Source organism: Kribbella sp. NBC_01505 (genome assembly GCF_045040285.1).
Lineage (GTDB): Bacteria > Actinomycetota > Actinomycetes > Propionibacteriales > Kribbellaceae > Kribbella.
Genome location: NZ_CP109425.1, coordinates 6037960 through 6060130, shown reverse-complemented (window position 1 = coordinate 6060130; position 22171 = coordinate 6037960). Strand labels below are relative to the sequence as shown.

Genomic DNA, 22171 nt, shown 5'->3' with positions numbered 1-22171 from the left:
CGGAAGGTATTTCCATGAGGCGAGGAATCCGCTCACTGGCCCTGCTCACCGCCCTCACCCTGCTGACCGCAGGACTCGTCCAGGCCCCGGCCTCGGGCCGCACCACCGCCCTGATGATCAACACCTTCGAGCGCCCGGCGTCGCAATCGGCGTACCCGCGGGCCGCCTGGGCGACCGACGGCTGGAATGCCGACTGGGACGAAGGGATGAGCACCCGGACCTGGATCGACGGCGTCAATTTCCACCACAACGGCAGCAAATCACTGCGCGTCTTCTACCCGAAAGGCAAGATCGGCCCGGCCGATTCCGGCGCCCAGGCACCCTTCAAGCTGACCAAAGCCCGTGAGTACTACGTGTCCCAATGGGTCAGATTCAGCAGCGACTTCAGCTGGGGCACCACCGAGTACGCCGGCAAGGTCGGTGTCGGTCTGGCCGGCGGCGCCGCGTGCTCCGGCGGCCAGGCCTGCGACGGCTACAACGGCTTCTCGTCGCGGCTGATCTGGCGCAGCGGCGGCAAGGCCGCGATCTACTACTACTCGATGGGCCATGACGGCGTGTACGGCGACTACGTCGAACTGAAGAACAGCGCCGGCACCGTCTTCACCTGGCAGCGCGGCTCCTGGGTGAACGTCGTCCAGCGCTTCCGGGTGAACACCGTGACGGACGGACAGGCCAACCCCGACGGCCAGATCCAGGTCTGGTTCAACGGCGTCTCGGCCGCGAACATCTCCGGCCTGCGCTTCGTCCGCAACGCCGACCAGGTCGATCGCGCCTACTTCTCGTCCTTCGCCAGCGGCGCGACCGCCTCCTTCGCCCCCGCCAACGACTCCTGGATCTGGTACGACGACCTCAAGGTCTCCACCCAGGCCTCGGACATCTGCGAGCTCAGCTCTTGCTGAGACTGCTCAGAACGCTGCCCACGGCAACCACCAGGACCAGCGCGCACAACCGCAGCCCGAGCGCGTAGCCGCTGGTCAGCGCCTCGGGACTGCTGCTCACACCGGAGTGGTGATGCGCGGCCGTCCCGAGGGAGGCGCCGATCTGCCGCGTGCTGTTCAGCAGGCCCGACACCTACCCCATCGGTCTCACCGCTCTGGTCGACGGACTGATGGCTGCCGCGACAACTTAGACTGCTGCCGATGAAGATTTCGCATGTGGTGTGGGACTGGAACGGCACTCTGCTGCACGACAACGAGATCGTGCTGGCCGCGGTGAACGAGGTGTTCGTCGAGTTGGGCGGTACGGCGATCACCTGGCCGGACTGGCAAGCGGCGTACACGCGACCGATGCGGGTCTCGTACGAGGCAGTCCTGAAGCGGCAGCTCAACGAGGACGAGTGGGCCCAGGTCGACAAGCTCTACCACGACCGGTACGACGCGCTGCTCGCCGAAGCCCTACTCGCCGACGGCACCCTGGACGTACTGAAGCAGCTGGCCGAGTCCGGCCGGACGCAGTCGCTGCTCTCCATGTGGTTCCACGACCGGCTGACGCCGACGGTCGACGAGTTCGGCCTGACCTCCTACTTCACCCGCATCGACGGCCTGGTCGCCGAGGTAGGTGGCGGCTCCAAAGCGGACAGCCTCACCCGCCACCTCGAGGCGCAGAACCTCGACCCGGCAACCGTCGTACTGATCGGTGACGTGGTCGACGACGCCAACGCAGCCCGAGCCGCCGGCGCCGGCGCCATCCTCGTCAGCACCGGCGCCATGAACCGAGACGCACTGGAAGCCACCGGCTGCCTCGTCACCAACTCCATCCAGGACGCAGTCGCCCTCCTGCGGTAGCCCTGCTTCAAAAACGTCAACGTCCGAAGGTTCAGTGGCCGCCGGCGGCGGGCGAATCGCGCCTTTGTGGAACCAAATGTCCGCCCAGCGGCAGCGAGGTTCCACAAAGCGAGCGGATCCGAACTTCCACCGCCGCCCCGCGAGACCGCCCGCCCGGTTCGCTGGCCGGTACTTTTCCTGGGGATAGAGACCAGAACTTACCGCCTACCGTCACCCCGCCCACCTCAGCCGTAGCCCGGAAGCTCAAACAACCGCAACCTCGGTCACCGGGCTCGCCATCCCCGTGAGCCATAGAACCGCTCAGCCACCCGCCTCAGTAACACCGGCCGCAGCGGCGACCAGCCACCGCGTACGCCGCCGGCCGGATCCAATCGGCCGGACAGGACGAGCACCTTCGGGACGGAGAGGCTCCTGGCCAGCCGAAGTCCTCGGCCACCGCGACCGATCACCCGTCGCGATCCCGCTCCCCAAACCGGTTCGGGGAGCGTCTCGCCCTCCCGGAGGGCGAACCGGGGAGCGTTCACCCCCCAAATCGGTCTCAAATCCTCCCCAAACCAGTTTGGGGAGGATCCCGCCCGCCAGTTCGCGACAGGCTCCCAGCGGCAGTGGATCCCCGCGAAGCCGAGCTTCCGCTCGCTGGGCTGTGCCCCGGCGATCGTCACCCTGACTCGCGCATGGAACCCCACTTCGCGGGCACCGGGCGCAGTGAGTCGGCGAACGGAGGAGACTGTGAAGATCGGGTACTTCCTGTCGAGCGAGGAGTACACACCCGCCCAGCTGATCGAGCAGGCGCGGATGGCGGAGGATGCCGGCTTCGACGGGTTGTGGATCAGTGACCACTTCCACCCCTGGAACGACGAGCAGGGCCAGAGCGCGTTCGTCTGGTCGACGATCGGCGCGATCTCGCAGGTGTGCGAACTGCCGGTGACTACCGCGGTGACCTGCCCGACCGTGCGGATCCATCCGGCCGTGATCGCGCAGGCCGCGGCGACCAGCGCCGTACTGCTGAACGGCCGGTTCCGGCTCGGGATCGGGACCGGTGAAGCGCTGAACGAACACGTCCTCGGGACAGTCTGGCCGACAGTAGATGTCCGGCTGGAGATGCTCGAGGAAGCGGTTGAGGTGATGCGGCGGCTGTGGACGGAGGAGGGGTTCGTCTCCCATCACGGTAAGCACTACACCGTGGACACCGCCCGGATCTACACCCGCCCGGAGGAGCCGTTGCCGGTCTACATGTCCGGCTTCGGCCCCGAGGCCACCGATGTCGCGGCACGGATCGCCGACGGCTACATCACGACGGCGCCCGACGCTGAGCTGGTCGATCGCTTCCGCACCAACGGCGGCGGCAGCAAGCCCGCGCAGGCCGGGTTCAAGGTCAGCTACGCGCCGACCGAGGCCGAGGGGATCGAGCAGGCACACCGGATCTGGGGCAACTCGGGCCTCCCTGGTGAGCTTGCCCAGGTCCTGCCCTCACCCCGTCATTTCGAGCAGGCGAGCCAACTCGTCACGAAGGAATCGACCGCCGAATCGGTGACCTGCGGTCCGAAGGCCGACGACCACGTCGACGCCTTCACGCCGTACGCCGAGGCCGGCTTCGACGAGGTCTACGTGGCGAACATCGGCCCGCACGCCGTCGACCTGATGAACCTCTACCGAACCGAAGTACTCCCCGAACTCCGCCGCCGTCACCCTTAGGAGGAACCATGAGTACCAATCCCATCCCGGTCCCGCCCGTCGAACCGCTGCCCGACCTGACCGATCCCGTGCCGGACAGCGGCCGGCCGGACCCGGACCTCGATCCCACCCCCGCCCCGGCTCCCAACCCCGACGAGGACCCGAACGAGCAGCTCCCGCATCTCCCTGACTAACGCAGTCCGGACGACTCACCAGCCTGACCCCCAGTCCCGGTCGCTGCGGTCCCGGATCTGCCGGGTTTGCGTGGCACTACTGCCGCTATATGGCAGTAGCGCCACGCAAAGGCGGGATTCGGGGGCCTCAGCCGCACGAGCTGGATCAGGTTGCTGGGTGGCCTTCGGCGTGCACAGCCAAGAGGTCAGCGATCGCACGATTGCACGGGGTCGGTACGCCGAGCGCCCGGCCGCGGTCGACGACGTCGCCACTGAGCCATGGGACCTCGAGCCGGCTTCCGCGGTTCAGGTCGTGGTGCATCGACGAGGTCATCTCGGCCGCGGCCTGATCGACGAAGGCGAGCCGGTCGTCGGCGAAATCGGCCGGGATCGGCACGCCCTGGGCGCGCGCGACCTGGACGACCTCGTCCATCACGTCCCACAAGAACGCGCGCGAGCGCGGGTTGTCGCGGATCGGGCCGATCGGGGTCCGGGTGCTCGTCGTCATCCCGGACAGGCCGACCAGGAAGACGAACTTCTCCCAGACCGCCCGCTCGATCTCGTTGCTGACAGCAACATCAATGCCACCCTCGGCACACGCGGCCCGGAATGCCTCGACGCGCGCCGACGAGCTCCCGTCGTACTCACCGAAGACCAGCCGCTGCAGCTTGCCGGTGTGCTTGATGACACCAGGCTCGGCGATCGTCGCCGCGATGTAGGCGACCCCACCAACGACATGCTCGGGCCCGAGAATCCGACGCAGCACATCATCCTTGACCACGCCGTTCTGGAACGACACCACGGCGGTCTCCGCAGCCAGCAACGGCTTGATCAACGCGGCCGATTCCTCGGTGTCCCACAGCTTCACGCCGAACAGCACGACGTCCGCCGGCGCGAGCTCGGACGGATCATCCGTCACCTCGACCGTCGGCAGGTGCAGGTCACCCAACTCACTCTCGACCCGCAACCCCTTCGCCCGCAAAGCCTCCAACTGCCGCCCGCGAGCCACGAAGGCAACCTCATGCCCCCCCCCCCCCCCGAAATACCCGCCGATCCCACCCGTCCCCATCACCGCGATACGCATGCGACCAGCCTCGCACAGCCGGTGGGAGCGACCTTCGGCCGACGGATTGCGGGACGCTTACCGTCGAGACCTTTGCGTAAAGATGTGCTTACTGGGCGAGAATGCGCGGGTTCGCGCTTGCCCGACCGGCCTTCCCAAGGGTTCGATAGCGGGTGTGGAGCAGACTGAGCAGGACGGCGGGGTCTCGTACCGGACGTTGATCTGGTTGGCGGTGGCTGCGTTCTCGACCGGGATCGACGGGTATGTGCTGGCGGGACTGCTGCCGGCTATTGCTGACGACCTGCGGGTCAGCGAGGCTGCGGCTGGTCAGTTGATGACCGTCTTCGCGTTGACCTCGGCGATCGCCGCGCCGATCCTCGGTACGGCGACCAGTCGGTGGGAGCGGCGCCGGACCATCGCGTGGTCACTCGCGGTATTCGTCGTCGGGAACCTGATCGTCGCGCTCGCACCGAACTACGGGGCCGCGATCGGCGGCCGTGTGGTCGCCGCGCTCGGTGGGTGCCTGCTGAACGCCGCGATCCTGGCCTACGTGATCGCGCAGACGCCGATCCGGCATCGCGGCAAAGCGCTGTCGTTCGTCCTTGGCGGTTGGATGACCGCGACCGCCCTCGGTGTACCGGTCGGCCTGGTGATCGGTCAGTCCAACTGGCGCTTCCCGATGGTCCTGGTGGCGGTCGTCGGCACGATCGCCCTGATCGGCATCCTGCTCAAGCTGCCGCACTTGCACCTGCCCGCCGGCTCCCTGGCCGACCGGCTCCGGCCGCTCGGTCAGCCGCGGCTGCTGGCCGGGCTCCTGGTCACGGTCGGCATCCTCTGCGCGAGCTACACCTGCTTCACCTACGCGACCCTGATCTTCGCGCCGACCTTCAAGGCCGACTGGGTGATCATCCTGATCATGTTCGGCTACGGCCTGAGCAGCATGCTCGGGAACGCCGTGACCGGCCGGCTCACCGACCGCTTCACCCCGCTCCGGGTGCTGACCGTCGTCCTGGCCGGACTACTGCTGAACTCGATCATCGGCGGTGTCGCGCTCAGCGTCGCGCCGTTCACGCTGGCCGCCGTGATGGGGCTGCTCTGGTTCTTCCTGGCCGGTGTCGGCAACGGCGGCGCCGCCGTCCCCCAGCAGGCGCGGCTCGGTTCGCTCGCCCCGGACTCCGCCGCGATCGTGATGGCCCTGAACGGCAGTGCCATCTCGCTCGGTGCGGCGCTCGGCGGCGGCCTCGGCGGAATCACCTTGGCCACCGGCGCGGCACCGCACACCCTGCTCGGCGTCGCCGCCGTCATCCTCACCATCACCCTCGGGCTCCACCTGATCGTCGCCCGAGAACCGCACCGCACAGCAGCGCAGTGAGGTGAGGCCCCCCGATCGCACCCCCACGGCGATCGGGGGGCCGCGATCACTCAGGCGGGGCGACCACCTCTCGCCCCGCCGCCCGCCAGGCCTTGAGCCCCCCGTCCAGGTGCGCCACATCGGCGTACCCCAACGTCTGCAAGGCCTGTACGGCGAGGGCCGAGCGACCGCCGGACGCGCAGTACAGAATCGTCGCGCCGGCCGGATCGAACTCCTCGCGGTGGTACGGGCTCGCCGGGTCGGCGTAGAACTCCAGCATCCCCCGCGGCGCCGGAACCGCGCCCGGAATGACGCCGTCCCGACTCACCTCGTCCGGTTCCCGGATGTCGATCAGAACGACCGCACCGGAGTCGAGACCCGCCGCGACGTCATCGACGGTGAGGTTGCGAATCTCGCTCCTGGCCGCAGCGACCAGATCCTGGACCGACTTGGTTGTACCCATGCTGGCCATCTTTCTACTAACACTGGTCCCCCGTTGATCAGTGATCCCGGCTATTCAACGGCCCTGACCGTAAGTCCCACATCCGTGCTTTGTACGGAAGTTTCCCCAAATCCGGCGAACATGTAGGTAAGCTCCCTCCATGGAGCCGGGGGGCGTTCCCGAGGTCTTGCGCGCGGCAGGGGTGACGCGACGCGAGGCGGAGACGTTCCGTCTTGTCGCGGAACGACTGGACAACCAGGAGATTGCCGAGCGGCTGCACGTCTCGAAACGCACGGTCGAGAGCCACGTCTCGTCACTGCTCCGCAAGCTCGGCGGGACCACTCGCCGCTCACTGGTCGAGCTGGGCGCGCAACAGCGGGACACCGGATTTTCGCCGTTACCCCGGCCACTTTCGACCTTCATCGGGCGCGAGCAACAGCTCGCCGAGCTCACCGAGTTAACGAGCACCCAGCGACTCGTGACGCTGACCGGCCCACCCGGCGCCGGCAAGACCCGACTCGCGCTCCAACTGGCCGCGAGCCGAATGCCGACCGCCGTACTGATCGATCTGGCGGCCAGTTCTCCAGCCACGGTCGAGCGCGCTTTCGCTGACGCACTCGGCGTCGAGAGTGCCGGCCGCGCCGCCTTACGCGGAGCCGTAGCGGACACTCCGCTCTGGCTGCTGGTCGACAACTGCGAGCACGTGACCTCCGAGGCCGCCGACCTCGTGGCCGATCTACTGACCACCACAAGCACCGTCTCCGTGCTCGCGACCAGCCAGGGTCCGCTGCACGTCACCGGCGAGGTCGTGTACGCCGTACCGACGCTGGAGCTCGCGAGAGCCGCGCAGCTGTTCCTTGATCGGGCTGGTAGCGCGTTACCCGACTTCGAGATCTCACCGGCCACCCTGCGCGACATCACCACGATCTGCGAACGCCTGGACGGGTTGCCGTTGGCAATCGAGCTGGCGGCCGCCCGGATCCGCTCCTTCTCCCCCGCCGAACTGCTCGCCCACCTCGACGACCGGTTCGCCGTACTGACCGACGGTCCGCGCGGGCCGACCACCCGGCATCGCGCCCTCGAACACGCGGTGCGCTGGAGCTACGACCTGCTCGATCGCGATCAGCAGCTCCTGCTCGAACGCTGCTCGGTCTTCCCGGCCGGCTTCGACTACGACACCGCGGTCGCCGTCCTGGCCTATCCACCACTGGCCGCCGACGACATCGCACGACACTTCCCGTACCTCGTCGATCGCTCCCTGATCGCGGCTCGGCGCCGTGGGCGGGCGACGGAGTACCGGCTGCTCGACAGCATCCGCTTGTTCGCGCATCGGCAGCTCGCACAGCCGTATCGCGCCCGCTCCGAACACGCGCGCCACCATCTGACCCGCGCGGTCGAGCTCGTTCCCGACCTTCAAGGCCGGGATCAGGACGCCGCCTTGTCGTGGCTGGTCAGCCGCCGGACCGACCTCGACGCCGCCATGTACTGGACTCTTGAGAACGGCGACAGCCACGCAGCCTGGGAGTTCTTCGCCGGCATCGGTCTGGCCTGGGAGATCCTCGGCCACCCCGGCTGGCTGTTCGCATGGCTGGACGACCTGCTCGGCAAACCGCTGCCGAGCGGACCACTCGGTACCCATGCCGCAGCCACTCTCGCCTTGCAGATGTGGCATCGCGATCCGGCACGCGCCGCCGCCTTCGCCGCTCAGGCCGCGGAGTCCGCCGACGACGACACCCGCCCGGTCGCCGATCTCGCACTCGGCTGGACCCGGCAGGACGACAACCCGGACGAAGCGATTCAGCTGCTCGAGCGAGCCGCATCCGGCGTCGACCCAACCAGTTGGACGCATGCGCTCGCGCTCGTCTGCCTGGGCGCCGTCGTACCGGATGCGGAGCGTGCCCTTGAACTGCTGACCCAAGCCGCCACCGACTACGAACGGCTGGGCGACCAGATCGGCCGCGCGAGCTCGCTCTACCGGATGGCCGAGCTGGCGGTCCGGGTCGAGAAACATCTGGAAGCAGCGGTCGGCTGGATCGACGACGCGCAACAGATTGCCGCGCGCAACGGTCATCAGCTGCACTGGCCGCGGGCCGAACTCGTCGAAGCCGAGCTAGCTCTCCGCCTCAATCAAGACGCTGACCACGCCGACCGATTCGTTGCCCTGCGCGCCGAATTCCGCCGGCTCCTCGACTGGCCGAGTGCCGAACGCTGTGATGCGGCGCTGGCCCGGATCGCCCAAGCAGATCAGGCGCGGTGATCCGCGGCCAGCTCACGAGCCACCGCGAGCGTGGCCTCGTCCAGCACCGCCGGCTCCAGTACGGCGCTCTGCGCGTACGCCGCGCGTAGTCGCAGCTCGACGGACTCCGCGCGACCGGGAGCCTCCGTGGCAATGGACCCAACCGAGGCCGGGTCGAACGGCAGATCCAGCTGCCGGTAGATCTCCGTGAGTAGCGGCCGCAGCAGGTCGTCATCACCAAGCACCACGAGCGCACTGAACAGCCAGCCGTTGCGCACAACGCGTTGCCCGGTCCCGATCAGCTTCACCACTCCACGCGCGTTGACGCTGTGCGCACCCGGGCAATACTCCCCCGGTACGGCGCCCACTCGCGCGTCGATCCCGAGATCGCGGAGCACACCGGCGTACACGTCGCCGTAGTGCGCGAACCGCGACTCCATGCCATCCGGAGCGAGCCGCTCATGTCTCACGTGGTCAACCACCAGCGCCTCGGTCGTATACGCGACCGGCCGCCCGCCAACCGCCCGGACCAGCGGCTCGAACCCAGCGTCCCGAGCAGTCTGTACGGCGGCCGCGAAGCCCGGCAGCCGCGTATCCCGGCGGCCGAAGACCACGACCGGATCCGCCGGCCGGTAGATCCGAAGCGCCTCGTCGATCGCGCCATCCGAGGCGCGCCGTACCAGCGCGTGGGCTACCGCAAGCTCGAGAGCTTGTTCGCCTGGTTGCAGAGGACCCGCGTACACGTGCACGTCGGAATGGTGCCACGGGGCACTAGGGTGCCCGTATGGAGGACGCCAGCCCAGAGGTCCAGGAGCGGGTCCGCGCGAGCTTCGCACGCCAGGGCCTCATGGAGCACCTGGGTGCGCGACTGACGCGCATTCAGCCGGGGTGTGTGCACATCGAGTTGCCACGACGGCCCGAGGTCACCCAGCAGCACGGCTACTTCCATGCCGGTGCGACCAGTGCGATCGCTGACAGCGCAGGTGGTTATGCAGCCTTCACTCTCTTTGCTCCGGACAGCTCCGTGCTGACCGTCGAGTACAAGATCAACCTGCTGGCGCCGGCCGAAGGCGACCACCTCGAAGCGGTCGGCAAAGTGCTTCCTGCGCAATCCCCGTCGGCTGGTCGTACGTTGACTGTCTGTCAGCTCGAGGTCTTCGCGGTGGAAGGTGATCGTCGCACGTCCGTGGCGGCTGGGCAACAGACCCTGATCCAGATCGCGGCGCGGCCGGAGCGCTGAAACGTTAGGCGTCACAGTTAACAGCTGAGGCCATTTCGTCGGGGTCGGGACCCCATTGTCTCGGGGTTCCGAAAGGTCTGAAAGAAGTTGACCGTGAGTACATCTTGACGGGGCCGGTCAGCACCTGATTACTGTTAGTGAGTAAGCCGACGGGGTCGGACTGCAGGCGATCTGGGGCCGCCGAAGTCCGTATGCCACCCGTTCTTGTTGCTCCGACGTCCAGGTGATCCGCCCGTCCCCCTCCGACAGCCGAACCACGCTGTGCCAAGGCTTTGTCATGCCTTGATCCCCGCAGCGTGGCGTCCCTACCTGTGCAGACCACGCCACGCGTGGTGCTGACGCATGCCCGCAGTCGATTCGAACGGTGGTGTGTTTGTCATGACCCTGACCGAACCTGATGTGAACGCAGGAGGACAGCCGCAGCTGAGCCTTGGTACGGCGGCCGCCCGCAACCTGGCCACGACCACGAAGTCCGAGCCGCAGATGCAGGGCATCACCTCCCGGTGGCTGCTCAAACTGCTGCCCTGGGTGGAGGCCAAGGGTGGCGCCTACCGGGTGAACCGCCGCCTGAGTTACGCAGTCGGCGACGGCCGGGTCACCTTCACCACCTCCGGTGCGGAGGTCCGGGTGATCCCGCAGGAGCTCTGCGAGCTGGGCATGTTGCGCAGCTTCGACGACGTCGAGGTGCTGACCGCACTCGCGGACCGCTTCGTGCAGCGCGAGTTCCAGCCCGGCGACGTGATCGTCGAGCGCGGCCACCCGGCCGACCAGATCTGTCTGATCGCCCACGGCAAGGTGAACAAGATCGGCGTCGGCAAGTACGGCGACGAGTCCGTGCTGGAGACGCTGGTCGACGGCGACCACTTCACCTACCGGGCGATCCTGGAATCCGACGACCTGTGGGAGTACACGGTCAAGGCGCTCACCCCGGGCACGCTGCTCTCGTTGTCACAGCAGTCGTTCGAGGAGCTGATCTCCCAGTCCGAGAGCCTGCGCAACCACATCCAGCACTTCCGGGACAGCCCGGAGGCGGCCCAGGACGAGTTCGGCGAGGCCGAGATCGAGCTGGCCGCCGGCCACGCAGGTGAGTCCGAGCTGCCCGGCACCTACGTCGACTACGAGACCACCCCGCGTGAGTACGAACTGAGCGTCGCGCAGACCGTCCTGCGGGTGCACACCCGGGTCGCGGATCTCTACAACCACCCGATGGACCAGACCGAGCAGCAGTTGCGGCTCACCATCCAGGCCCTGCGCGAGCGGCAGGAACACGAGATGGTCAACAACCGCGACTTCGGCCTGCTGCACAACGCGGATCTGAGCATGCGGATCCCGACCCGTAGCGGTCCCCCGACCCCAGGCGACATGGACGAGCTGCTCAGCCTGGTCTGGAAGGAGCCGGCCTTCTTCCTCGCGCACCCGCGCTCGATCGCCGCCTTCGGTCGCGAATGCACCAAGGCCGGCATCTACCCGGACTCCATCGACGTCGGCGGACACCGGCTGCCCGCGTGGCGCGGCGTACCGATCTTCCCGTGCAACAAGCTCGGGATCAGCGACACCCGGACCAGCTCGATCATGCTGATGCGGACCGGTGAGGACAGCCAGGGTGTCGTCGGTCTGCACCAGACCGGACTGCCGGACGAGTACGAGCCCGGCCTGTCGGTGCGGTTCATGAACATCAGCGAGAAGGCGATCATCAACTACCTGGTCAGCGCCTACTACTCGGCCGCCGTCCTGGTCCCGGATGCCCTAGGTGTCCTCGAGAACGTGGAGATCGGCCGCGAGGGCTGATCCATGTCAACAACGCAGCCCTACGAGCTGCCCGACTTCTATGTGCCTTACCCGGCCAGGATCAGTCCGCACCTGGAGGGAGCCCGGGTGCACAGCAAGTCCTGGGCCTACGAGTTCGACATGATCGACGTACCGCAGGAAGGGCATCACGTCTGGGACGAGCACGACTTCGACTCCCACGACTATGCGCTGCTGTGTGCGTACACGCATCCCGATGCGACCGGTCCGCAGCTGGATCTGGTCACCGACTGGTACGTGTGGGTCTTCTACTTCGACGACCACTTTCTCGAGCTGTACAAGAAGACCCGGGACATCCCGGCCGCGAAGGCGTACCTCGACCGGCTCCTGTTGTTCATGCCGGCCGAGGGTGAGATCAGTGAGATACCGGAGAATCCGGTGGAGCGCGGTCTCGTCGACCTGTGGAACCGCACCATCCCGTCGATGTCGGCGGACTGGCGGCGGCGGTTCCGGCTGACCACAGAGGCTCTACTCGCCGAGTCCCTGTGGGAGCTGTCGAACATCAGCGCCGGCCGGATCGCCAACCCGATCGAGTACGTCGAGATGCGGCGCAAGGTCGGTGGCGCCCCCTGGTCGGCGAACCTGGTCGAGTACGTGACCGCCGAGGTGCCGGAGGCGATCGCCGAGACCCGGCCGATGCACGTGCTGAGCGACACGTTCTCGGACGCCATCCACATGCGCAACGACCTCTTCTCGTACCAGCGTGAGGTCGAGGTGGAGGGTGAGGTCAACAACGCGGTGCTGGTGATGGAGACCTTCTTCGGTTGCCCGACGCAACGGGCGGCGAACCTGGTCAACGACATCCTCACCTCGCGGTTGCACCAGTTCGAGAACACGGCCGTGGTCGAGGTCCCGCAACTCCTCGCCGAGAACGGCATCGATCCGCAGGGGCACCTCGACGTACTGAACTATGTGAAGGGCTTGCAGGACTGGCAGTCCGGTGGGCACGAGTGGCATCTGCGGTCCAGCCGCTACATGAACAAGGGCGGAAAGGCTGCCCTGAGCAACGGGTTGGGCAGCAACTTCGGTACGTCGGCGATGCGGATCGCCTCGTCGTTGGTATCGACGGCTCCCTACCGGATCCGCAGTCACAGCTTCACGCCGTACCAGCCGGTCGGTCCGACCACCCTGCCCGAGATCTACATGCCCTTCCAGGCGAAGAGCAGTCCGCACCTGGACAGCGCACGGTTCGCGGTACTGGAGTGGGGTGCGCAGACCGGCATCACCGACGGAACGGTCTGGGACGCCCGGATGCTCGAGGCCTTCGACCTGCCGCTCTGTGCGTCCGGCATCTTCCCGGACGCTTCGGCCGAGCAGCTCGCTCTGGCGAGCGAGTGGCTGGCCTGGGGCACGTACGCCGACGACTACTACCCGCAGGTCTTCGGCCTGCGGCGTGATCTGACGACTGCCAAGGCGACCACCGCGCGGCTGTCGGCCCTGATGCCACTCGACATGGTGAGCCCACCCCCGGTGGGTCCGTTGGAGGTGTCGCTGGCCGACCTGTGGCAGCGCACGGCCGGCCCGATGTCCGCGGAGAATCGGCAGTCCTTCCGGCAGGCCGTCGACACGATGACCGAAAGCTGGCTGTGGGAGCTCGCCAACCAGGCGCAGAACCGCATCCCCGATCCGGTCGACTACGTCGAGATGCGGCGCCGCACGTTCGGCTCGGACCTCACGATGAGTCTGTGCCGGATCGGCCACGGTCGCGATGTCCCGGCCGAGGTCTACCGGTCACGGCCGGTGCAAGCGATGGAGAACGCGGCCGCCGACTACGCCTGCCTGCTGAACGATCTCTTCTCGTACCACAAGGAGATCCAGTACGACGGCGACTTCCACAACGGAGTGGCGGTCGTCCAGAACTTCCTGGCCTGCAGCAAGGACGAGTCTGTTGCCGTCGTCAACGACCTGATGACGGCCCGGATGCAGCAGTTCGAACGCGTCACCGAGAACGACCTGCCGATCATGATCAATGATTTCGGCCTCGACGACGAGGTCGGCAAGGCAGTGCTCGGGTACGCCGAGGAACTCCGCAACTGGATGTCCGGAATCCTCGTCTGGCACGAAGGCTGTCATCGCTACAAAGAATCCGACCTGCCACACCGGAAGGCCCAACCCGTCCAGCGACTGGGCGTTCCCAGTGGCCTGGGCACCTCCGCCTTCCGAATCCACAGAAAGGCCGGTGCAGCATGACGGTCGACCAGGAACACCCGCAGCTCTCCCTCGGTACGGCGGCCGCTCGGCAGCTGTCGACGACCACCAAATCCGTCCCGCAGATGCAGGGCATCAGCCCACGGTGGCTGCTCCAGCAACTGCCCTGGGTGGAGACCAAGGGCGCGACCTTCCGGGTCAACCGGCGCACCACCTTCGCGATCGGTGACGGTCGGCTCAGCTTCTCCGTGACCGGTTCGGACGTCCGGGTGATCCCGGTCGAGCTCACCGAACTGCCTCCGCTCCGCGGCTTCGCCGATGAGGAAGTGCTCAACGCGCTGGCCGACCGGTTCCATCGCGAAGACGTGGAGCCGGGCGAGGTGATCGTCGAATTCGGCAGCCGGGTGGACGACGTCGTACTGATTGCCCACGGCAAGGTCGCCAAGACCGGCGTCGGTGAGTACGGCGCCGGGACCGACCTCGGCACGGTTGCCGACGGCGACCATCTCGGTGCGCAGCTCCTGACCGAACCGCCGGAACACCTGTGGGAATACACAGCCAAGGCTCTGACCAGCTGTGTGATCCTGCGACTCAGCCGCCAGGACTTCACCGAGCTGATCGATCGGTCCGACTCGTTGCGGACTCAGCTCGACGACTATCGGCAGCGGCCGAAGCAGGCGCAGAACAAGTCCGGTGAGGCGGAGATCGATGTCGCCTCCGGTCACGCCGGCGAAGACGCGCTGCCCGGCACGTATGTCGACTACGACCCGGCACCGCGCGAGTACGAGCTCAGCGTCGCGCAGACGATCCTGCGGGTGCAGACCCGCGTGGCCGACCTCTACAACGACCCGATGGACCAGACCGAGCAACAGCTCCGGCTGACGATCGAGGCGCTCCGCGAGCGGCAAGAGTGGGAGATGCTCAACAACCGCGAGTTCGGGCTCCTGCACAACGCCGACTACAACCAGCGCATCTATACCCGCACTGGTCCCCCGACCCCGGACGACTTCGACGAGCTGCTCACCCGGCGGCGCAAACCCCGGCTGCTGCTCGCCCATCCGAAGGCGATCGCCGCGTTCGGCCGGGAGTGCACCAAGCGGCGCATCTACCCCGAGACCACGATCGTGAACGGCAAGACCGTGCACGCGTGGCGCGGCGTACCGCTGCTGCCGTCCAACAAGATCCCCATCTCCGACACCAACACCACCTCGGTGCTGATCCTGCGAACCGGTGCCGACGACGAAGGTGTCATCGGGTTGCACCAGACCGGTCTGCCGGACGAGTACGAACCCGGCCTGAACGTCCGGTTCCTCGGCATCAGCGACAAGGCCGTCATCTCGTATCTGGTCAGCACCTATTACTCGGTGGCTGTTCTCGTCCCGGACGCGCTGGGCGTTCTGGAAAACGTCGAGCTCGGTGGATGAGGAGCATGAGATGTCAACACTCCAAGAGACGACCAGTCAGGGTGATCGTTCGGCAGCCGAGGTCCTCGCATGGAGCCGGGGAGTCGTCGACCCGGCGCTCCGGGCCGCGGTAGCCACACTGCCCCCGGCGACCCGGCGGATCGCGGACTACCACTTCGGCTGGGCCGACGAGGAGGGCCGGCCCGCCCGCGCCGACAGCGGCAAGGCGATCCGGCCGGCGCTCGTGCTGCTGACCGCTCAAGCGGTCGGCGGTACGACGGAATCCGCAGTGCCGGCCGCGGTCGCGGTCGAGCTGGTGCACAACTTCTCCTTGCTGCACGACGATGTGATGGACTGCGACACCTCTCGACGGCACCGCGCGACCGCGTGGACCGTGTTCGGTCTCGGGCCGGCCATCCTGGCCGGTGATGCGCTGCTCGGCCTGGCCTTCGACGTACTGGTGGGCAGCGGCCATCCAGCTCGAGGCGAGGCCGCGCAGATGCTCGGTGCGGCTGTCCAGGAGTTGGTGGACGGCCAGTTGGCCGACGCCGACTTCGAGACCCGGAGCGACGTCGTACCGGCGGAGTGTGTCCGGATGGCACAGCTCAAGACCGGCGCGCTACTCGGGTGCAGCACGGCGCTCGGAGCACTGCTCGGCGGCGGCCGAACCGATCAGGTCGACCATCTCCGCCTGTACGGCGAGGATCTCGGGCTCGCGTATCAGTACATCGACGACCTGCTCGGCATCTGGGGGACGCCGTCGGTCACCGGCAAGCCCGTGTACTCCGACCTGACCCGGCGGAAGAAGTCGTTGCCGGTGGTCACCGCACTCGCCTCCGGTACGCCGGCTGCCCGCGAGCTGGCCGCTTTGTATGCGCGAACCGACGAGTTGTCGCCGGACGAGCTGACCACAGCGGCCGCGTTGGTCGAGACCGCGGGTGGCCGCACGACCAGTCAGGACCAGGCCGATGCCCTGCTGGCCGCCGCTCTGGGCTCGTTGATCACCGCTGGTGCAGTCGCGCCCGCGTCGATCGAGCTGGAGAGGCTGGCTCGGCTCGCCACCCATCGCGATCACTGAAGGGGGGATCCGATGACGACACGAAGAACCATCCTGCTCGCCTCACCCCGGTCGTTCTGCGCCGGGGTGGAGCGGGCGGTCGACATCGTCGAACGACTATTGGTGGCCCGCTCCGGGCCGATCTATGTCCGCAAACAGATCGTCCACAACACCCGGGTCGTCGACGACCTTCGGACGAGGGGCGCGATCTTCGTCGACGAGCTCGACGAGGTGCCGGAGGGCGCCACCGTCGTCTTCTCCGCACACGGGGTTGCGCCGGTGGTCCACAAGGACGCCGCGCAGCGCGGACTCGACGTGGTCGACGCAACCTGTCCGCTCGTCACCAAAGTGCACCTCGAAGCCCGCCGGTACGCCGCGCGCGGGGACACCGTCGTCCTGATCGGGCACGCCGGTCACGAGGAGGTGGAGGGCACGCTCGGCGAAGCACCGCAGCAGACCGTGCTCGTCGAAACCCTTGCGGATGTCGAGGCCCTGCAGGTCGAGGATCCCGATCGGGTCTCCTACCTGACCCAGACCACCCTGGCCGTGGACGAGACCACGGCCCTGATCGATGCCCTCCGCAACAAGTTCCCCGGTGCCCGGGGACCGGACACGGCGGACATCTGCTACGCGACCACCAACCGGCAGTCCGCGTTGTCGGTGATCGCGGAGGAGGCCGATCTGGTCCTCGTGGTCGGCTCGGCCAACTCGTCGAACTCGGTCCGGCTGGTCGAGCTCGCCGAGCGGAACGGCACGACGGCGTACCTGGTCGACAGCGCGGACGACGTACCGGACTCGTGGTTCGACGGCGTCCGGGTCGTCGGGGTGACGGCGGGTGCGTCGGCGCCGCCCGAGCTGGTCAACGAGGTGATCGAGCGGATCGCGTCCTTGGGTCCGGTCGAGGTGATCGAGCACGAAGTGACCCGGGAGACCGTCCGGTTCACGCTACCCCCGGCGGTGAGGCAAGCATGAGTCTGTTCGTGAGCGGTGTGCTGTGGGTCGGCGGCATCATGATCGTCACCGGAGCGCTGGCCGTCATCCTGCGCAAGCTCCGGCAGCGCGAGGGACGCGAGGCCAACAACGAGGTCGCCGGCCAGGTCTTCACGATCGTCGGCGGCGTCAACGTGGTGATCGCGGCGTTCGTGCTGATCTCGTTGTTCGACGGAATGGATTCCGCCGAGAAGACGACGTACACGGAGGCGAACGCACTGGTCGCGGTGCGCTGGTCCGGGAACGCGCTGGCCGAGCCGGCCAAGTCCCAGGTCGACAAGCTGACGAAGGCGTACGCGACCGAGGTCGCCGAGCGCGAGTGGCCGGCGATGCAGGACGGGCGCGACGTCGGTGCGCAGGGCTGGACGCTGCTGTCCCAGCTGCAACGCACGGTGGAGGAGGCGAAGACAACCACGCAGCGGCAGGAGGACAGCCGGGCCGAGGCGTCGACCCAGATCTGGGCCGTCTACGAGGCTCGGCAGGACCGGCTGAACTCCAGTGGCAGCGGAGTCAGTGCCGTGGTCTGGTTCGCGATCATGATCGGCAGCGTGATGTCGGTCGCGCTGATGTTCATGTTCGGCGGGCCGGGGCTGCACTCGTACGCGTTCATCGTCTCCATGCTGGCCGGCGCCATCGGGTTGCTGCTGTTCGCGATCTACCAGCTGCAGAACCCGTTCAGCGGTGGTGCCGATGTCGGCCCGGAGGCGTTCCTGTCCGCCCTCGCTCGCTTGGGCGACAGTGGGTGAGGTCCGGCGAGCGCTCGCCTGTGCCGCGGTGGTTGCCGCTACCGCGGCCGGTGTCGTCCTGTGGGCCGCGCCCTCCGAGGCGGCGACGGAGTGCTCGATCTTCGACTTCCAGTCCACCGGGCTCAGCTCGCTGTCCCGGCTGGTCCGGGTCGACCTGCCGGCCGGTACGTCGACCGACCTCGGCCGGCTCGACTACCAGGTGCAGGCGGCGGGCTACTCGGCCGGCCAAGGACTCGTGTACGCGGTCGCGACTCGCGACCGGAAGGGATGGTTGCTACGTCGGCCGCATCTGCTGAAGGTCGACAGCCGGGGCCGGGTCACCGATCTGGGAGAGGTACGTCGTGGGGTCGGTGGCCTCGCGGATCCGGTCGGTGGCGCGGTCCGGGGGACCAAGTTCTACGTGCGGGATGTACATCGGCTCTTCACGATCGACATCGATCCGGGGAGTCCGACGTACCGGAAGGTGGTGGGTGACGTGCGGCTGAAACCTGTGACATTGGGCCTGTCCGTGGACGACTTCGGGGCTTCACCGGTGAGCGGGACGCTGTACGGCGTCTCGACCACCGGGCTGACCGCGAAGCTGGTGAGTCTCGATCCGGTGAGCGGCGCGGTGCGGGTGGTCGCGTCCGTACCGGGAATTCCTTGGCAGGACTCGTACAGCTCGGTGGTGGTCGGGGCGTCGGGGGTGTACGCCATCCACACCGGGTACGGGCAGCCGAGCAAGGTGTACCGGATCGGCTTCGACGGAAGCTCGCAGCAGCTCGCGTCGTGGCGACCGTTGGCGTTCAGCGAGGCGGCCGGCTGTCTGCCGCGCGTCGCGCCGCCACCGCCGACCCCGACCCCGACCCCAACTCCGCGGCCTCCGACACCGACTCCGCGGCCCACCTTGACACCAAGGCCGCCCGCACCGCGACCGACTCCGACGCCCACTGTCCCGGCACCGCCGCGACCGACCCCGACCCCAACTCCCACTCCGACCCCAACGCCTACTCCCACGCCGATTGAGCCGCAGGTGGTCGCGCCGGCACCGCCAACCCCGACGCCGACCCCAACTCCCACCCCGGCACCGCAGCCACCTGAACCGACGAAGGAGTTCATCGCGGCCCAGCAGGCGGCGGCCGAACCACAACCACCCGACCACACTGTGCAGGTCCTGCGGCGCTGGTCGCTGGCCACGGTGATTCTGATCATGTCCGGCGGTGCGGCCATGGCGGCGCAGCGCAGAATGCGGCGCTCATGAGCGCGGCCTGCGTCGAAGCCCGACGCGATCACGAACTGGGCATCCTCCACGATGCTCTGAGCAAGGACTCCGGGCTGATCCTGCTGGTCGGCGAGTCCGGAGTAGGCAAGACCCACCTGTTGCGGCAGGTGGCCTCACGTCAATCTGTGCCGTGGTTCATCACTCAATGCCTCGCCGGTACGTCGTCCCTCGACGCTCTGCTCGAGGTGCTCGGCGTCGACGCGGCCGACGCGGATCGGCGTGGCGCGGTCCTGCGCGGGCTGGCCCAGTTGGGCCCGATCGTGCTGGCCGTTGAGGACTTGCAGTGGGCGGATCCGGAGACCTTGCGGCTGGTCCGCTTCATCGCCGCCCGGATCCCGCGCGGCGTCCACCTCGTCATCACGTGTCGGCCGGAGGCGACCGAGTCGGGCTTCCTCGCGGAACGCATCACCGAGGTCCGGCTGGGTCCGCTCGACGCGAGTGAGGTCCAGGCGGTGGCTGCTCATCAGCTCGGTGGGCATCAGTTGTCGCTGACGCTGGCCGAGGAGCTGACTCGGCACAGTGGTGGATTGCCCTTTGCAGTGCTGGAGTTTCTGCGCACGATCAAGCCGGGTACGTCGGTCGAGCACGAGGTCCGCCGGGCCCTGGTCGAGACACCGCCACCGGTCGCGCTCCGGGCATCCTTGGGGATCCGGATGCGCGAAGTACCGGAGTCATGTCGACATGTCGTTCGGGCTGCCGCGGTTCTGACGACGGCAGCACCGGAGTACTTGCTGGGCACGGTCGCCGGGTTGACCGGACCGACCTTGACGGCCGCGATCGATCACGCGTTGACGACCGGTCTGCTGCATGAGCAGCGGCCCGGACTCTACGATCACCGGCACACGCTGGCTCGGCGTGCGGTCCTGTCGATGTTGCCTCCGGACGAGTTGCGGCGGCTGCATCGGCAGGCGGCCCGGGCCTTGATGGCGATCACGCCGCAGCCGCACGCACGGATCGCCGAGCATGCCCGGAGGGGTGGCCTGCTCGGTACCTGGCTGACACATGCCGAGCTGGCCGCGGACCATTTGGTTGCTGGCAGCAATCATGCGGCCGCGGCCGACCAGCTCACCGCGATGCTGCAGGTGACGGCATTGCCGTGGACGGATCGGGCCCGGCTCGCGACCAAACTCGGCCGGACGGCGTTGACCGACAGCACCCGATGGAGCAACACGATCGCCGTGCTCGGCGGGGTGCTGGCCGAGTCGGACATCGCCGGCGTGACCCGAGGACGACTGCGGATGGTCCTCGGGTTGCTGTTGCACGATCGGGCCGGTGACATCCGGTCTGGACGGCGGGAGCTGTTCGCGGCGGTGCAGGAGCTGGACGGTGATCCCGGAGCGGCCGCGTGGGCCCTGTCGGCCTTGGCCGTGCCGACGCACGGCGGTGAGCCGCTCGCCCAGCAGCGGGTTTGGCTGCGGCAAGCCCGCTCACTCGTGCAGGAGACAGTCGACGGTACGACGCGATGCGCCGTACGACTGAATGAGGCGCGCTTCCGGCTGGCCACCGGCGAGCTGGACCCAGCGCCTGGTGCGGAGGCTGCAGGAGCGCGGGCCTGGCTCGGGCAGCGGCAGGCGTTTGCCGATCTGGGGACGGATCGCTACTCGCGTGCGGTGGTGGCTGCCGCGCAGGTGCGGGTTGCCTTTGTCTCAGCGGATTGGGCGACGCTCGAGGAACGGTTGCTTCGAGCCCGGGCCGCAGCCGCGGGTCTGCCGCTGGTGACGGCAGAGCTCGACCTCATCGACGGCCGGCATCGGTTGGCCCGCGGTGACATTGCCGCGGGCAAGGAACTGCTCGAGGCCGTGATCGCGCGGACCGGCCTCGGACCGTTGCCACTCCACGCTGCCGCCGTTGCCGCATGCCCCGATTCCGCCTTCGAGCAGTGCCTGGACGTCGTACGGCGTAAGGGGTTGTGGGCGGTCTCCGGCGATCTGGTCGTCCGAGTCTGTACGGCGTTGGTGCGGGCCGGGCGCGTTGACGAGGCCACGCAGTTGGCCGATGAGTTCGCCGAGGCTGTCGGAGACGTGAACGCTCCGGCAGCTGCTGCAGCGGCGGCTCTGGTTGATGCCGTGGTCCGGCCCTCGGTGGCTGCGTTCGGACAGGCGGCCGCGCAGTATGCGGCTCTCGGTTGGCGGTACTACGAGTGCCTGGCGCGGGAGCAGCTTGGTCATTACCTACTGGCTCAAGGGGACGCCGAGCACCTGACCACCACTGCGCGTGCGTTTGATGCGCTTGGGGCGCGTGGGGACGGTGAGCGCTGCCGGGATGCGCTGCGGGCAGCCGGGTTCGCGGCGCCGCGTAAGCGTGGTCGGCGTGGCTACAACAACAAGCTGTCCCCACGGGAGCTCGAGGTGGCCCAGCTGGCCGCCCAGGGCCTCACCAACCGCGAGATAGCCGGCCGGTTGCAACTGTCCGTCAGCACGATCGAGGACCACATCACGAGCACTTTCCGCAAGCTCGGCGTCGCTCGGCGCGGCAGTCTCGGACCGTTGCTGTGAGCCACATGTCCGGACATTCCAGGCGGGGAGGGTGTTAGATCCGCGGAAACGGGTAATGGCGGGGGCGCAGTATCCGACGAACCATCGAGAGAACGGGGAAAGACGATGGGTATTTTCGACAAGGCCAAGGACGCCCTCGGCGAGCACAGCGACAAGGTCGACGAAGGCATCGACAAGGCCGGTGACTTCGCCGACGAGAAGACCGGCGGCGAGCACGCGGACAAGATCGACAAGGGTCAGGAATTCGCCAAGGACCGCCTGAGCGGCCTCGGCGGCGACGACCAGAACAGCTGAGCCGTACG

Annotated in this window: 20 protein-coding genes; 16 read left to right on the top strand and 4 right to left on the bottom strand. The window is 67.8% G+C overall.

The genetic code is table 11. The annotated features are described in order from the left end of the window. Positions 1-14: 14 nt before the first annotated feature. Positions 15-899 carry a polysaccharide lyase gene (locus OG474_RS28645; RefSeq protein WP_405056690.1) on the top strand — a complete coding sequence of 295 codons (885 nt, stop codon included), beginning with the start codon at positions 15-17 and terminating at the stop codon, positions 897-899. Here OG474_RS28645 and OG474_RS28640 read toward each other — a convergent pair. Then, entirely contained in the window at positions 886-1071 is a 186-nt protein-coding gene (locus OG474_RS28640) for a hypothetical protein (RefSeq protein WP_405056689.1), read from the bottom strand. The genes OG474_RS28645 and OG474_RS28640 overlap by 14 nt on opposite strands. Positions 1072-1139: 68 nt before the next feature. Between OG474_RS28640 and OG474_RS28635 the strand changes: the two genes are divergently transcribed. The 3 genes from OG474_RS28635 to OG474_RS28625 all read left to right on the top strand — a co-directional run bounded on the left by OG474_RS28635 (position 1140) and on the right by OG474_RS28625 (position 3652). Beyond that, positions 1140-1784 carry an HAD family hydrolase gene (locus tag OG474_RS28635; RefSeq protein WP_405056688.1) on the top strand — a complete coding sequence of 215 codons (645 nt, stop codon included), beginning with the start codon at positions 1140-1142 and terminating at the stop codon, positions 1782-1784. Positions 1785-2513: 729 nt separating this feature from the next. Further along, positions 2514-3479 carry a TIGR03557 family F420-dependent LLM class oxidoreductase gene (locus OG474_RS28630; protein ID WP_405056687.1) on the top strand — a complete coding sequence of 322 codons (966 nt, stop codon included), beginning with the start codon at positions 2514-2516 and terminating at the stop codon, positions 3477-3479. A gap of 8 nt (positions 3480-3487) precedes the next feature. Continuing rightward, on the top strand, positions 3488-3652 hold the full coding sequence (locus OG474_RS28625; RefSeq protein WP_405056686.1) for a hypothetical protein: 165 nt from the start codon (positions 3488-3490) through the stop codon (positions 3650-3652). 145 nt (positions 3653-3797) lie between these two features. Here the strand turns inward: OG474_RS28625 and OG474_RS28620 are convergent, their stop codons facing one another. Continuing rightward, entirely contained in the window at positions 3798-4700 is a 903-nt protein-coding gene (locus OG474_RS28620) for a ketopantoate reductase family protein (protein ID WP_405064624.1), read from the bottom strand. Between the two features lie 169 nt (positions 4701-4869). On the opposite strand from OG474_RS28620, the gene OG474_RS28615 reads away from it, so the two are divergent. Beyond that, positions 4870-6066, top strand: coding sequence for an MFS transporter (locus OG474_RS28615; RefSeq protein ID WP_405056685.1), 1197 nt, complete (start codon positions 4870-4872; stop codon positions 6064-6066). Between the two features lie 46 nt (positions 6067-6112). Here OG474_RS28615 and OG474_RS28610 read toward each other — a convergent pair whose 3' ends face one another. Then, positions 6113-6508 carry a rhodanese-like domain-containing protein gene (locus tag OG474_RS28610; RefSeq protein WP_405056684.1) on the bottom strand — a complete coding sequence of 132 codons (396 nt, stop codon included), beginning with the start codon at positions 6506-6508 and terminating at the stop codon, positions 6113-6115. A gap of 139 nt (positions 6509-6647) precedes the next feature. On the opposite strand from OG474_RS28610, the gene OG474_RS28605 reads away from it, so the two are divergent. Beyond that, positions 6648-8744 (top strand): ATP-binding protein, encoded by a 2097-nt coding sequence (locus OG474_RS28605; RefSeq protein ID WP_405056683.1) that lies wholly within the window; start codon positions 6648-6650, stop codon positions 8742-8744. On the opposite strand, the gene OG474_RS28600 is transcribed toward OG474_RS28605, so the two are convergent. Then, a complete protein-coding gene (locus OG474_RS28600) occupies positions 8732-9472 on the bottom strand; it encodes a biotin/lipoate A/B protein ligase family protein (RefSeq protein WP_405056682.1) in 741 nt (246 codons plus the stop codon). The genes OG474_RS28605 and OG474_RS28600 overlap by 13 nt on opposite strands. Before the next feature lie 35 nt (positions 9473-9507). Between OG474_RS28600 and OG474_RS28595 the strand changes: the two genes are divergently transcribed. The 10 genes from OG474_RS28595 (at position 9508) to OG474_RS28550 (ending at position 22163) form a co-directional block, all read left to right on the top strand. Continuing rightward, positions 9508-9963, top strand: coding sequence for a PaaI family thioesterase (locus OG474_RS28595; protein ID WP_405056681.1), 456 nt, complete (start codon positions 9508-9510; stop codon positions 9961-9963). A gap of 378 nt (positions 9964-10341) precedes the next feature. Continuing rightward, positions 10342-11751 (top strand): family 2B encapsulin nanocompartment shell protein, encoded by a 1410-nt coding sequence (locus OG474_RS28590; RefSeq protein ID WP_405056680.1) that lies wholly within the window; start codon positions 10342-10344, stop codon positions 11749-11751. Between the two features lie 3 nt (positions 11752-11754). Next, positions 11755-13959: a germacradienol/geosmin synthase gene (locus OG474_RS28585; protein ID WP_405056679.1), complete on the top strand. Its 2205-nt coding sequence runs from the start codon at positions 11755-11757 to the stop codon at positions 13957-13959. Then, positions 13956-15341, top strand: coding sequence for a family 2B encapsulin nanocompartment shell protein (locus OG474_RS28580; RefSeq protein ID WP_405056678.1), 1386 nt, complete (start codon positions 13956-13958; stop codon positions 15339-15341). Before OG474_RS28585 ends, OG474_RS28580 begins: the two co-directional genes overlap by 4 nt. Before the next feature lie 10 nt (positions 15342-15351). Then, complete coding sequence (locus OG474_RS28575; RefSeq protein WP_405056677.1) at positions 15352-16398, top strand: family 2 encapsulin nanocompartment cargo protein polyprenyl transferase; 1047 nt, start codon at positions 15352-15354, stop codon at positions 16396-16398. Positions 16399-16410: 12 nt separating this feature from the next. Then, positions 16411-17349, top strand: coding sequence for a 4-hydroxy-3-methylbut-2-enyl diphosphate reductase (gene ispH, locus OG474_RS28570; protein WP_405056676.1), 939 nt, complete (start codon positions 16411-16413; stop codon positions 17347-17349). Next, positions 17346-18113: a hypothetical protein gene (locus OG474_RS28565; protein WP_405056675.1), complete on the top strand. Its 768-nt coding sequence runs from the start codon at positions 17346-17348 to the stop codon at positions 18111-18113. Before ispH ends, OG474_RS28565 begins: the two co-directional genes overlap by 4 nt. Then, on the top strand, positions 18106-19353 hold the full coding sequence (locus OG474_RS28560; protein ID WP_405056674.1) for a DUF6923 family protein: 1248 nt from the start codon (positions 18106-18108) through the stop codon (positions 19351-19353). The genes OG474_RS28565 and OG474_RS28560 overlap by 8 nt, the downstream gene beginning before the upstream one ends. Beyond that, on the top strand, positions 19350-21869 hold the full coding sequence (locus OG474_RS28555) for a LuxR C-terminal-related transcriptional regulator (protein WP_405056673.1): 2520 nt from the start codon (positions 19350-19352) through the stop codon (positions 21867-21869). The genes OG474_RS28560 and OG474_RS28555 overlap by 4 nt, the downstream gene beginning before the upstream one ends. Positions 21870-21974: 105 nt before the next feature. After that, complete coding sequence (locus OG474_RS28550; RefSeq protein WP_405056672.1) at positions 21975-22163, top strand: antitoxin; 189 nt, start codon at positions 21975-21977, stop codon at positions 22161-22163. The last annotated feature ends 8 nt before the right edge of the window (positions 22164-22171 follow it).